The sequence below is a fragment of the Vibrio sp. SBT000027 genome (assembly GCF_963894355.1).
Classification (GTDB): Bacteria; Pseudomonadota; Gammaproteobacteria; order Enterobacterales; family Vibrionaceae; genus Vibrio; species Vibrio splendidus.
Window position 1 is genome coordinate 849,284 of record NZ_CAWQGD010000001.1, and the last position, 13,335, is coordinate 862,618.

Consider the following 13,335-nt stretch of genomic DNA (forward strand, 5'->3'; position numbering starts at 1 on the left):
TTGGCTCATGGTCGAAGACAACAGTGCTTAAGCTTGCTTGTAAGTACGCGTGATAGAGCCGCGTACTTATTTTGATGGTCTATCGTTTAAGACCTAAGACCTAAGACCTAAGACCTAAGACCTAAGACCCAAGATGAGCTACAGGTCGACCAAAATTGTCTTAGTCGTAATCCCACCTTGGTCATCGATTATCTTCAGTGTCACCTCGTGCTTTCCGTATGAAGGGAAGATTGAAGTGAATGTGCGACCTCGTTTCACCTTTCCGTTTGGAAGTGTCCACTCGGTATCAACAATACGACCATCGCTGTCTGAACTTGTAGACCACATGGTTACCCAGCGACCCAAGTGAATGTACTTTGCACTCGCTTCTGGAAGGGCGTTTGGAGATTCAACACTCACTACGGAGCTAAATGAATCGGTAGCGCCTTTGTCGTCAACAACAGTCAAGTTCACCGTGTATTCACCGGCTTGTTCGTAAGACCAAGTTGGCGCCAATTCGTTACTTGTTGTGCCGTTGCCAAAGTCCCATAGATAACTGGCGATCTCACCGTCTTGATCAGAACTGAAGTTACGTGCAGAAACGTTCAGGCCAGTGACATTGAGCTCGAAGTTCGCAGTAGGGGCGACGTTGTGTTGGCTTACTTTCGATAAGCGAACCACGCCGTATTCGTTGTTGTCACTCTGATTTACAATATCAACGGTTAAGCCAAACTCCGTTAGGATACGTCCTGAATCAGGCGCTTGTGGAGAGGTGTAATCTTGGTCGTCAGAGAAGCTAGCATTGCCAACCAAACTGGTATCTTCAAGTACATCATCGTCGCTGTTCACAAGACGCATTGGGGTATGATCTTTGAGTGAAAACGCAGCATCACGAACTTGGTAACGAGTTTGAGCGACTTCACCGGATTTTTCCCAAGTCATGGCATTTTGGTCTGCATCGACCACACCTAACCAACCTTCACCTGGGTGTTTGCCTACCCAGTTATCAGTCAGTGACTCGTCTACGTACCAAATGATCAAACCTGGATCGAATGAGATGAGTTGGCCCATGCGTTTGATGTTGGCTAGACCTTCATCAACGTCCATGTGGCTACGCCATTGCAGCAGGTAGTAGTGTTGCGCTTGGTGGAACCCATTACTTAGCTTGTAGCCATTTAGGGCGAAGGTGGAGTTGCTTTCTCCATCGTCTATTGAGGTTACTTCACCATCCACGACCACACTGAGGTTATCCAAATAGAAACCTTCCATAGCCAAGCCACCATCGGTGATGTATTCAAAAGACAGCTCTACTTCTTGGCCTGCCCATTGTGAAACGTCGAACTCAGCGTCAACCCATCCGCCAGATTCGCCGCCAATAGCAGGAACGAGGCCAGTATTGTATGGGTCATCCATTGAGGTGATGTTGCCAGCTATTGCTTGTCCGTTGATTAGCACGCGAGCGAAGTCGTAGTCTTTCTCAATTTCATACCAAGTTTTGAAAGACAGAAGTGCAGAATCACCCGCTGGAATCACCAACTTGCGAGTCATGCTATTTTTCAGTTCATCGCCTTTTTGAGAGTGGAATGAATACTCTCCCTCAAAGGGTTTCAGACTTTCAATTTGTTTTTCAGGAAGATCGACCTTAATCATGTTCGGACGGCTGTTATCCGTGGTTTGGAACAGCGTATAAACTTGTGGGTTGTCTTCTAGGTCATCAATCGAGATTTGATCATCGTTAACCCAGCGACCACCAATCGATTTTTGTAGGAAGTGCTTTGCCCAAGAGCTGAATGCCGTTGGTTGTGTGCCACCAATTTTGCCAGCCCAGCTGCCTGAAGACATGATTGACCAGTAAGATACTGGTTCACCCTTGCCTGTGTATTGCGTGTCGTACTCGTCTGGTAAGCCTAAATCATGGCCATACTCGTGAGCACAGACACCAGCTGCGGCATCAATCGGTTGAATGGTGTAATCAAATGCCGCGTATTGGCCACCAAAGCGGTCGGGAAGCGAGCTAGAGGTACCTTCAAGCACATGTGTGCGACCAAGGTTGAATCGGTGAGACCAGATAGCATCAGGGCCTAATACGCCACCACCGGCTTCTTCGCCCACAGATGCGTGGAACACCATTAGATGATCAATCACACCATCGGGTTCACGAAAATTTCCGTCACCGTCGTAATCGTAACGATCTTCGATATCGTAATCGGCTAGGTTGATACTCGGATCTTGAGCCAATTGATTAAGCGCTTCACGAACCAGTTCCTGTGCGTTTAAGTCGTTGTCGGTGGTCGGGGAGTTACCACCATAGAATGACGCAGGTTTAGAGGCGCGATACCAACCTGCCGCTTGACCTGCAACGCTGTAACTATCACCTGATTCGCTTTGGTAATACTGACGCATCGAGATTAGGTTTTCGCCATTTGGCCCTGTGTAGCCAGAATTTGAAAACAACAACTCTTGATAATGTTCAGGGTTGTAGCTCTCGTAGAGCATTTGCGTGTGCTCTTCGGTCAGCTTGTTGTTATCCCAGTTCAAATCAGGGAAATCGACCAACAGAGCGAGTACTTTATCGGTACGCTTGGTGCCGACTTCCAAAGCAAAGACGCTGGCCTTTTTAACGCCAGATCCTTTCTCTATGGCTTTGAGTATTTTCGCTCGTTGCTCAAGTGCTTTTTTACCGAATTGAGCGTCGCCTTTAAAACCGGAATTGATCTTATTTTTTAAGTAACGGTCAAGTGCGTCGTGTTTTGCCACATCGGTTGCATCTTGGTCGACTAAGCCTTGTCTAACTAGCATTTCAATAAGTTTGTCTTCATTAACAACGCCTAAATCAATAGGTGTTTTTGCATAACTACTGACGCTAAATAGAGTAAGCATTGCTGAAGCCAACAATGTTTTTCTCATCATTTTCATTATATTTCCTTTTTATATTTCCATGTCGATATCAGTATCAACTGCCTTATTCGAATCAGTTGTCCGAGTCTGGCCTAATACACTCTTGTGGTGTCTTATTTAACTGACGTGTGTTTGTTGTATGTTTCGTACTTTCCATCTTTTTTATACTTTCTATTTCTTTTGTATTGGTTGTCTCTTTTCTATTTTTTGAATCAAACTGAGTGCTCTTTACTTTTTTAGCGTTTAGATAGATACGCAAAGCTTCTTGATTGCCCTCATAGGTTAAGCCAGGACAGATAACGCCTCGTTCAATCAATGACTTCAGCAATAGTTCGTCGTTCTCAATAGTGGAAGCCTGTGACAGTGAGGAAAAAATTAGAACCATTAAAGCCATTGTTTTGTGTGACATTCTTATATCAAGCCATCAGTTTTGATTATGTAACAAAATATATTTATAAAATTAACCAATCAAACGAATAATCATTACAAATCATTATTCGTTCCGGTTTCAACATTAAGAGTTAATATCAAATAAGGATGGTTGTTTATTTTATTATCAGTTATTTAGTAAGGTTGGGCGCATTAATAGCTGATAGTTTTAATATTTAATGTCATCGTTAGGTAAATGGTTATTCTGCTTCAGAACGCTTTATACAAGGTGTGGAGTTAAAATTAATCAAACAAATGTTTTATTATCTATGTTTAAAAAAATGCATGTAATAATTGAGTTATTAGTAAATACCCATACTGAAATTATTTTCACTCTAAATATCAATAATTGGGGTGTTGAGAATGATTTTCAGTGTTTCAAGGGCGTGAAATTTAACAATAGCGGAGGTGATAGGAGCACCAAGTCGTAAAAAAGAGCCCGTATTTGAGCTCTTTTCCTTTTATTCTCGTTGGCGATTTACTTATGACTGAGAGACATCACGATAAAAATAACGTTCACAAGTACGTGGATTCATGCGCTTAATGACGTTGGATATTAAGGCGATAACCAGCACTGAGAATACTAACCTTCCCCAAAATATGGTGTAAAAATCAGCCCCAATTAACATGATCAAAAGTGTATCTTCAATCAAACTGTGGAGTAGATTGAGCAGCATGATTGCGGTGAAAACATCCCTCGCCGAGATATGTCCCTTTTTAGCTTCATTGATCAATAAGCCGCCGCCAAACGAAAGACCAAGCGTGATTCCGATGATCGTTAAGTTGGTTGCGTCCTTGCTAATTCCTAGCAGTCTCAAGAATGGTCTTAACAATATTGCCATGAGCTTTTCAACGCCTAGAATCTTTAAAATCTTGAGTAGCAGTAAAAGTGCTGAAATCACGATGAAGATAACGGCAAAGCTCTTTAGCTGCTCAATAGCCCATCCAAGATAGCTCGAGTCTCCAGATACTTCAGGCTGCCAAAGCACGGTTGCTGGGTAGTTGAGCAAATCCCCGTATTGATAACTGAGATTGAGTAACCATGCCAGCACCAAGCTACCACCGACCCTCACTGATAGCGTAGCCAGCCAACTCACACCCGCCTTTTTAGCTATTGCACCCTCAATCGGTAATGAATGCGCTAGTAGCATCATGCTGCCTAAAACCGAGGCTTGAGCAACCGTTAAGGGAGCATCGGAATTAATAAGAATAATCAGCCCCGCATAGATGTTAGTGAGTATGGTGGTTGCCCATACCAAGCCCATTTCTTTCGGTAATCCGACGCTTTCCATTATTGGGCTTAGCCATTCGCTAAGAATCACGACGCCGCCAAGTTCTTCAACGACCTTTATCACGATGATGATTGGAATCATGATTCGGAAAAGAGTCGAGGTGACATCGAAAATCTCTCTGAGGAGTTCTTTAAAAAATTGATAGATTGATTTCATAGTTACGACCATGGTTCGATTGTTTGGAATGAGAAGATCTTACCTTGATTATTGTGATGGTTATTTCAAAATCTACATCAATATTCGACTCAAATTTTTTATTTGTCGTAGTATTCGAAATTATTAGTCATGAAATTAGAGTTTTGAGAAATTATGGAAATTGATCGTATAGATAGAAATATTCTCGTTGAACTGCAGAAGAATAACCGAATCCCAAACCTCACATTGGCTGAGATGGTTGGGTTATCGCCTCCGGCTTGCTTAAAGCGAGTGAAACGATTGAGAGAGGAAGGCGTGATTGTGAGTGATGTGTCTATTATCAACCCAGAGCTTACAGGCAGTAAGATGACTTTGGTTGTGTCCGTAGAAATGGAACGAGACCGAGGGGATATTTATCAAATCTTTCGCCATTCTATTTCTAAGGCGTCAGAGGTCACGCAGTGCTATCAGATATCGGGCAGTTTTGACTTCATGTTGATTGTGACGGTCAAAGACATTCAAGCCTACGAAGATTTTGTTGAACGAGTACTGCGCAAAGACTTAAACATTCGCAAGTTCCATACCTCTGTTTCTATGAGAACCGTGAAATTTACCACTGCAGTTAACTTAGATGAGTCATGACCGCTAATTTGAGAAGAGAAAAGGCGTGAAGCTTTGAGCTTTGTGAGGTGTCGGGCGTATTTTTGTATAAATAGCAGGCATTTACATAAAATGTGACGTTCACATTTTGTCATAACTTTAATAATTGTATATATTCCTCGCCTAAAACAATAATTAACAAAAGTTAATACAAATGACTGTCAGTTCATCTTCTCAATCTCGTGAAACGCTTCTAAGCGAAAACGAACAACTTGTCTCGACTACCGACCTTAAAGGTGTGATTACTTACAGTAATGATGCTTTTTGTCGCATCGCAGAATACAGCCAACAAGAATTGCTAGGGCAACACCACAATATCGTGAGGCATAATGATATGCCGAAAGCGGCTTTTGCTGATATGTGGGTTAACCTAAAGCAGGGTAAAGCATGGCGCGGTATCGTAAAAAATAAAACCCAATCTGGTGGTTACTACTGGGTTGATGCTTACGTTACCCCTATTTATGATGGCGGGAAGGTGAGTGGCTACCAATCGGTTCGTGTTAAGCCTAAAAACGAATGGGTACAAGTAGCGGATAAGGCTTACCAAAGCTTATTGAAGGCTGAGAAGTCGGGTCGTCAATGGTCGTTACAGATCAGTGACAGTGTTCGTTACGCAGTGTTACTAGGTTCTTTAGCAGCCCCTTTGATTTCAAACCTAATCGAAGTAGGGCACGTATCGCAATGGTTGTTGAGCTTACTTCCTGTTTCCGCATTAGCATTGCTTTTCCGACAAGAGCTTATTGATACTCCATTGCAGTTAAAAAAGCTGCAATCTAAATTCGATAGTGTCAGTCGCCTTGTCTATTCAGGTAATAGTCAGTTCTCTGTTGCCGACTTTCACTTAAAACTATTGTCTGCAAGAATCCGCACCGTGTTAGGTCGCATGACAGACTCAGCCAAGCCACTACAGGATTTGGCGGACAACCTGAATGCCACGTCATTTGAAGTATCAGAAGCCTTAGACCAACAAACAAAAGACATTCTTCAAGTGCGAGAGGCGACTGAAGAGGTTGAAGTCACCGCGAATGAGGTCTCTTCTCGTACAGAAGAAGCGCACCAGATTGTTGATGTAACTTTGCAAACCTGTGCTGGTGCTAAAGAGAGCATTAATCAAACCCATCGAAATTTAGAAAGCTTAGCTTCACAGGCTGAAAAGGCGACTCAAACAACTTACCAATTGAGCGATCAAGCGCAGAGCGTAAGCAAGATAATGGAAGAGATTGGTGGAATCGCCGAACAAACCAATTTGTTGGCACTAAATGCAGCAATTGAAGCGGCTAGAGCGGGCGAGCAAGGACGAGGCTTTGCCGTTGTTGCCGACGAAGTACGTGCGCTATCGGGTCGTACGTCAAAGGCGACGGTTCAGATCAAAGAGAGTATCGACACCATGCTAGCGACGATTGAAGGCTGGCAAAAGGATATTCTGGCGAACCGAGAGCAAACGGACGCGTGTGGCGATGTTGCGAAGGTGAGTGCAGATCGCTTATCTGAAGTCGAAACTTTAATGCAATCGATGAACGATTTAATGCAGTCGGTTGAAAGCTCCGCGCATAAACAGCGTCAGCTATCGAGTGATGTAAACCTGCATATGCAGTCTATCGCGTCTACTGCAGAGCAAAACTTAGTGGCAACGCATTCCGTGAAAGACCACTCCACTGAGCTAAAAGAGCAAGTGAATGAGTTCTATCACTTGGCGAAGCGCTTCGAAGAGAAATAGCTGCCAAATTCAAACCCGAATGAGAAATTAAGAAACAAGAAAGAGCCTTGCGAAGCTAGCAGAGCTTTTTTGTGAGCCAAAAGAAAAGATAACAGATTAACAGGCAACAGATACAAAAAAGCCCTACTCAAAAGAGTAGGGCTTTCTATTATGTGCTTAGAAATCAGCTAACGGATTAGCAGACTAAGCAAGAATCTCTTTCGCTGTGTTTACTACGTTTTCAGTAGTGAAACCGAACATCTTGAATAGCTCGCCTGCTGGTGCAGATTCGCCGAACGTTGTCATGCCGATGATCTTGCCACCGAAGCCAACGTACTTGTACCAGAAGTCAGCGATGCCAGCTTCTACTGCGATACGTGCTGTAACGTCTGACGGAAGTACAGACTCACGGTATTCAGCGTCTTGCTTGTCGAATGCATCAGTTGCAGGCATAGATACTACGCGTACCGCTTTACCTTCAGCGGTTAGTTCAGCAGCAGCGCTAACCGCTAGCTCAACTTCAGAACCCGTTGCAATGATGATTAGCTCTGGCTTGCCAGCGCAATCTTTCAGGATGTAACCACCCTTAGCGATGTTTGCTACTTGCTCAGCGTCACGATCTTGTTGTGCAAGGTTTTGACGAGAGAAGATAAGTGCAGAAGGACCATCTTTACGCTCGATTGCCAGTTTCCAAGCAACAGCAGACTCAACTTGGTCACATGGACGCCATGTGCTCATGTTTGGAGTCAGACGTAGAGAAGCGATCTGCTCAACTGGTTGGTGAGTAGGACCATCTTCGCCTAGGCCGATAGAATCGTGCGTGTAAACTTGGATGTTCTGAGTTTTCATAAGAGCAGCCATACGCATAGCGTTACGAGCGTATTCCATGAACATTAGGAACGTTGCGCCGTATGGTACGAAACCACCGTGCAGAGCGATACCGTTCATGATAGCCGTCATACCGAATTCACGTACACCGTAGTGGATGTAGTTACCAGAGAAGTCATTTGCTTCAAGAGACTTAGAACCAGACCACATAGTCAGGTTAGAAGGCGCAAGGTCAGCAGAGCCGCCCATGAATTCAGGTAGCATAGCACCGAACGCTTCTAGTGCATTTTGAGATGCTTTACGTGATGCGATGTTTGCTGGGTTAGCTTGAAGATCAGCGATGATTGCCGATGCTTTCTCTTCCCATTCAGCAGGAAGATCACCGTTTACGCGGCGTTTGAATTCAGCTGCCAGCTCAGGGTATGCTGCTTCATAAGCTGCAAGTTTCTCGTTCCACGCTGCTTCCTTAGCTGCGCCTGCTTCTTTCGCATCCCACTCTGAGTAAACTTCCGACGGAATTTCAAAAGGACCGTGCTCCCAACCTAGTTGCTTACGAGTTGCTGCGATTTCATCAGCGCCTAATGGTGCACCGTGACAGTCGTGCGTACCTGCTTTGTTTGGAGAACCAAAACCGATGATAGTTTTAGTACAGATTAGAGTCGGACGAGGATCCGCTTTAGCTGCTTCGATAGCCGCGTTGATAGCGTCAGCATCGTGACCATCAACTGCTGGGATTACGTGCCAGCCGTAAGCTTCAAAACGCTTAGGAGTATCGTCAGAGAACCAACCTTCCACTTCGCCATCGATAGAGATGCCGTTGTCATCCCAGAAAGCAACCAGCTTACCAAGACCTAGCGTACCCGCTAGAGAACATGCTTCGTGAGAAATACCTTCCATCAGACAGCCATCACCCATGAATGCATAAGTGTAGTGGTCTACGATGTCGTGGCCTTCTTTGTTGAACTGTGCCGCAAGCGCTTTTTCAGCCATCGCCATACCAACAGCGTTGGTGATGCCTTGACCTAGAGGACCAGTCGTTGTTTCGATACCTGGTGCGTAGCCGTACTCTGGGTGACCTGGAGTCTTAGAGTGCAGTTGACGGAAGTTCTTAAGGTCTTCAATTGAAAGCTCGTAACCTGCTAGATGAAGCAGAGAGTAAATCAGCATTGAGCCGTGGCCGTTAGACAGGATAAAACGGTCGCGGTCAGCCCACTCTGGGTTTGACGGGTTGTGGTTTAGGTGAGAGCGCCAAAGTACTTCAGCGATGTCAGCCATGCCCATAGGCGCGCCAGGGTGACCAGAGTTTGCTTGTTGTACGCCGTCCATGCTTAGAGCACGGATCGCGTTAGCTAGATGTTTGCGGTTCATAATTGCTTCCAAAATTGATTCGAAATTAAAAATTCGTGGGTAGATGTAAAAGAGGAACGAAATTCGTTCCTCTTATTTATTCGGTAGTGATTACAGCTTAGCTGCGATCATGTCTTCTAGTTTGCCTTGGTCTACGGCGAAGTTGCGGATGCCTTCAGCTAGCTTCTCTACAGCCATTGGGTCTTGGTTGTGATCCCATAGGAACTCAGCGTGAGTCATTGCAGCAGGACGCTCTTTAGTACCGTTAGAGTCGATTAGCTTCTCTACTACTTCGCCTTCAGCTGCTTCTAGATCAGCTAGAAGTTGAGGAGCGATAGTTAGACGGTCACAGCCAGCAAGTTCAAGGATCTCGCCGATGTTACGGAAGCTTGCGCCCATAACAACAGTCTTGTAACCGTGCTCTTTGTAGTAGTTGTAGATGTCTGAAACAGAGATTACGCCTGGATCTTCTGAAGCTTCGAAATCACGACCTTCTTTCGCTTTGTACCAGTCCATGATGCGACCAACGAAAGGAGAGATAAGGAATACACCCGCTTCAGCACAAGCACGAGCTTGAGCGAAAGAGAATAGAAGCGTTAGGTTACAGTTGATGCCTTCTTTCTCTAGGATTTCAGCAGCACGGATGCCTTCCCAAGTAGAAGCCAGCTTGATAAGGATGCGGTCGTTAGTGATGCCAGCGTCGTTGTACATTTTGATAAGTTGACGAGCTTTAGCAACGCTGCCTTCCATGTCGTAAGAAAGACGAGCATCTACTTCAGTAGAGATACGGCCAGGTACAACGTTAAGGATTTCTTTACCGATGTTCACGTTAAGCATGTCACAAGTGTCTTGAACTTGTTGTGCTTTATCAGCGCTTTGCGCTTTAGCGTATTCGATAGAAGCATCGATTAGAGGTGCGTACTCAGCAATTTGAGCGGCTTTAAGAATTAGAGATGGGTTAGTTGTTGCATCTTCCGGAGTGTACTTGCTGATAGCTTCGATATCGCCAGTGTCAGCTACAACAGTTGTTAGTTTACGAAGTTGCTCTAATTTATTGCTCATTTTGATCATCCTATGTATCGCAGAACACCCCTTTAATGGGAGAGGTGTGGGCATTTGCAAGCGAACTAATGAAGTTCCTCATGGTTGTACCAGTGAGCCTAACTTACATTAATTTAAATTTTTCTCCGAACGAACATTTGCACAGAACATTTGTTCGCTCGATGAGTAAATGATGTAGCCATATTTATCCGATCTAGCCCCAAAGTCAACGGTAAATAGTGCCGTATGGTGACTTCAGTCAAATATATTTCGCTCTAGTAATCATGGGGTATGCAAGCAAACGTTTAACGAACAAAGTGAGGTGAATTAATCAACAACGAAACTATGGTTATGATGCTGAGCAAATGTTCCTTGTTGTTACATATGTTCAGGGTGTAAGCTTGTGTATCCCTTACTGAGCTCTCCTATATTAGGAAGTACAGCAGGTAAAATAATTGTTAAATATTGGTTGACTGGTATATGAGTAAGAATATCCAAGATGTTTCCGAAGAAAACACTGATCTCCTCACTGAAGTAGCCGTTGCTTACTATCAAGAAGGCGCTACACAAGAAGAGATTTCTAAAAAGTTCTCTATCTCTCGTGCAAAGGTTGGTCGAATGCTCAAGCAAGCCCGCGATGAAGGGATTGTCGAGATCACCGTGAAATACCACCCAGTATTCAGCGCGAAGATCGAACAACGTTTGATCGAACGATTTGGTGTTAAGCGTGCATTGGTTGCACTAGACCAACCGAATGAAGAGAAGCAGCGGTTACAGGTAGCTGGTTTGGTGTCTAACTATCTTACCAGTACACTGAAAAACGGCATGGTGGTGACAGTAGGACAAGGTCGAAACGTATCGTCTGTTGCTCACCATACTGGCGTAATTACCCCACGTGATTGTAAATTCGTATGTGGTATCGGCGGCATTCACCCAAGAGGCGGTATGTTTAACGCCGACCATATATGCAGACAACTAGCGAAAAAGTACGGCGGATCTTCTGAAACCTTGTACGCGCCTGCTTATGCTGAAAACAAAGCACAAAAATCCGCGTTCATGGAAAACAGTACTGTTAAGCAAACACTCGATCTAGCTCGTAAAGCGGATGTCGCATTAGTGGGTATCGGTGATATGAGTGAGAACAGCTATATGGTCGATTTAGGCTGGTTTACCGCGGGTGAGGTAGTACAGTCTCGTTTACTACAAGGTGTCGTCGGTGACTTTGCTGGCTATGACTTTTTCGACGTTCACGGAAAAGCTGCAAATACAGTCATGAGTGACCGTGTGATTGGTTTAGCCTTGGAAGAGTTCCGCCCTATCGCTGATGTAATCGCCATCGCTGCCGAGAACAGTAAGCCATTAGCTTTATTAGGTGCGTTAAGAACTGGCGTAGTTGACGTGATTGCGACTAGTGTAAGTAATGCTTTAACGGTACTTAACTTAGATGAACAACTTAGCGTGAATAAACCAAACGGCAGTAAATAGTAAGATACTCATGCTTCGTTGAATTCACTATTTGAGCAATGATGGTAATTCCCCCTAATGAAACCAGTGCAATAAAGGGGATAACTATTAGATATGACTCGAATAGTGAATTTGTTCAGCGGTTGAAAGAATTATCACTCTTTAATGTTAAGCCACACTAAAGGAGATAATTATGAAACTGTCATTTATCACACAAGCCATTTCTAGTAACAGTGACCAATCAAGTTCTATCTTTAAATTTAATTCTATCAGTGCGCTTAGCTTAATAGCCGCTACTTGTATACTCACGCCTACTGCACATGCTGATGATAAAGTCGTCGCTGGGTATTTTGCAGATTGGCAATATCTGAATAAAGACAACCCTTATACCGTTGACGACATACCGGCAAACAAGCTCTCACATATTATTTACGCCTTCTTAAGCATGTGTGGTCCTCATAGCGGTGCTGGTGAGCCTGTCCAAAAACAAATTAAGCAGCAATGTGCGGACAAAGAACCATATACCGCGATCATTGTGGATAAAGAAGCTGCGTTAGAAGTCGATTTCGGAGACGTGAATGTTGATGTCGCCTATAAAGGTCACTTTGCCCAGTTAGCTCAACTGAAGGCCGGCAATAAAAATATCAAAATATTGCCATCATTTGGTGGATGGACGATGTCTGAACCTTTCCATGCGATGGCGAAAGATCCTAAAGCCATTGCGCACTTTTCAAAAACGGCTGTTGAGTTGATTCAAAAATATGACTTCTTTGATGGTATTGATCTTGATTGGGAATACCCAGGAGGCGGCGGTTTAACCACTTCGCCTTGGAGCCCAGAGACTAAACTAACGGATGAGCAAAAAGCGCTAGAGCGTGAAGCATTTACACTTCTAGTAAAAACAATTAGAAGTGACTTGGACGCTCTATCAAAGACGACTCAAAGAGATTACGAGCTTTCAACGGCTGTTGGTGTGGGTGCTAAGGCAGCCCAAATTGATTGGAACGCAGCTAGCCCATATTTGACGAACATGTTTGCGATGACGTATGACTTCCTCGGAGGTTGGGGAACTCAGACTGGTCACACAACCAACTTACATGCCACAGAGCGCAGTTGGTGGGGAATGGGAGCTGATGTCTTCATTAATCAAATGATTGAGCAAGGTATTCCTAGCGAGAAGCTCGTGATCGGAGCAGCATTCTATGGCCGAGGCTGGCAAGGGACAAAAGACTTTGCTGGAGAGCTGCCTAAAGGTGATCTAGTTTCTGAACAAGGAGCGCAGTTTGGTACTGGTGAAAATGGTTACTTCATGTTCTGGGATCTTATGAATAACTACAGCAGCAAACAAGGTTATGAGTACAAGTACGATGAACAAGCTCAAGCACCTTATTTGTGGAACCCAGATAAAAAAGTATTCATATCTTTTGAAGATCAGCGTTCCATTAAAGCAAAAGCAAAATGGGCGAAGAAGTCTGACCTAGGTGGTATTTTCACTTGGGAATTATCAGGAGACCCTTCCGGGCAGTTGATCGATGTTATGCATAATGAAATGAATAAAGAGTGAAA

At 44.2% G+C, this 13,335-nt stretch carries 9 protein-coding genes; 4 read left to right on the forward strand and 5 right to left on the reverse strand.

The window, feature by feature from the left end; all coding sequences use genetic code 11:
• Positions 1-138: 138 nt before the first annotated feature.
• From AACU28_RS03630 to AACU28_RS03640, 3 genes are all read right to left on the reverse strand, one after another.
• The gene (locus AACU28_RS03630; protein WP_121602365.1) at positions 139-2,895 is read right to left on the reverse strand and encodes an immune inhibitor A domain-containing protein; all 2,757 of its coding nucleotides are present in this window, start codon (positions 2,893-2,895) and stop codon (positions 139-141) included.
• A gap of 55 nt (positions 2,896-2,950) precedes the next feature.
• Positions 2,951-3,286, reverse strand: a complete 336-nt coding sequence (locus tag AACU28_RS03635; RefSeq protein ID WP_029405926.1) for a hypothetical protein — start codon at positions 3,284-3,286, stop codon at positions 2,951-2,953.
• Positions 3,287-3,788: 502 nt separating this feature from the next.
• Positions 3,789-4,754, reverse strand: coding sequence for a hypothetical protein (locus tag AACU28_RS03640; protein ID WP_019350636.1), 966 nt, complete (start codon positions 4,752-4,754; stop codon positions 3,789-3,791).
• Positions 4,755-4,907: 153 nt separating this feature from the next.
• Here AACU28_RS03640 and AACU28_RS03645 point away from each other — a divergent pair, with 153 nt between their 5' ends.
• Both AACU28_RS03645 and AACU28_RS03650 read left to right on the forward strand, forming a co-directional pair.
• Complete coding sequence (locus tag AACU28_RS03645) at positions 4,908-5,375, forward strand: Lrp/AsnC family transcriptional regulator (protein ID WP_017086398.1); 468 nt, start codon at positions 4,908-4,910, stop codon at positions 5,373-5,375.
• 172 nt (positions 5,376-5,547) lie between these two features.
• Complete coding sequence (locus AACU28_RS03650; protein ID WP_121602366.1) at positions 5,548-7,110, forward strand: methyl-accepting chemotaxis protein; 1,563 nt, start codon at positions 5,548-5,550, stop codon at positions 7,108-7,110.
• 183 nt (positions 7,111-7,293) lie between these two features.
• Here AACU28_RS03650 and tkt read toward each other — a convergent pair whose 3' ends face one another.
• Positions 7,294-9,285 carry a transketolase gene (tkt, locus tag AACU28_RS03655; protein WP_121602367.1) on the reverse strand — a complete coding sequence of 664 codons (1,992 nt, stop codon included), beginning with the start codon at positions 9,283-9,285 and terminating at the stop codon, positions 7,294-7,296.
• 90 nt (positions 9,286-9,375) lie between these two features.
• Entirely contained in the window at positions 9,376-10,326 is a 951-nt protein-coding gene (gene tal / locus AACU28_RS03660; protein ID WP_029224345.1) for a transaldolase, read from the reverse strand.
• Between the two features lie 459 nt (positions 10,327-10,785).
• On the opposite strand from tal, the gene AACU28_RS03665 reads away from it, so the two are divergent.
• Both AACU28_RS03665 and AACU28_RS03670 read left to right on the forward strand, forming a co-directional pair.
• Positions 10,786-11,790, forward strand: a complete 1,005-nt coding sequence (locus tag AACU28_RS03665) for a sugar-binding transcriptional regulator (RefSeq protein WP_061025363.1) — start codon at positions 10,786-10,788, stop codon at positions 11,788-11,790.
• A gap of 172 nt (positions 11,791-11,962) precedes the next feature.
• Positions 11,963-13,333, forward strand: coding sequence for a glycoside hydrolase family 18 protein (locus tag AACU28_RS03670; RefSeq protein ID WP_121602368.1), 1,371 nt, complete (start codon positions 11,963-11,965; stop codon positions 13,331-13,333).
• Positions 13,334-13,335 lie beyond the last annotated feature (2 nt).

Coding starts and splice junctions, on each gene's coding strand:
- AACU28_RS03630 (WP_121602365.1), bottom strand. CDS start 2,895: ATGAAAATGATGAGAAAAACATTGTTGGCTTCAGCAATGCTTACTCTA.
- AACU28_RS03635 (WP_029405926.1), bottom strand. CDS start 3,286: ATGTCACACAAAACAATGGCTTTAATGGTTCTAATTTTTTCCTCACTG.
- AACU28_RS03640 (WP_019350636.1), bottom strand. CDS start 4,754: ATGAAATCAATCTATCAATTTTTTAAAGAACTCCTCAGAGAGATTTTC.
- AACU28_RS03645 (WP_017086398.1), top strand. CDS start 4,908: ATGGAAATTGATCGTATAGATAGAAATATTCTCGTTGAACTGCAGAAG.
- AACU28_RS03650 (WP_121602366.1), top strand. CDS start 5,548: ATGACTGTCAGTTCATCTTCTCAATCTCGTGAAACGCTTCTAAGCGAA.
- tkt (WP_121602367.1), bottom strand. CDS start 9,285: ATGAACCGCAAACATCTAGCTAACGCGATCCGTGCTCTAAGCATGGAC.
- tal (WP_029224345.1), bottom strand. CDS start 10,326: ATGAGCAATAAATTAGAGCAACTTCGTAAACTAACAACTGTTGTAGCT.
- AACU28_RS03665 (WP_061025363.1), top strand. CDS start 10,786: ATGAGTAAGAATATCCAAGATGTTTCCGAAGAAAACACTGATCTCCTC.
- AACU28_RS03670 (WP_121602368.1), top strand. CDS start 11,963: ATGAAACTGTCATTTATCACACAAGCCATTTCTAGTAACAGTGACCAA.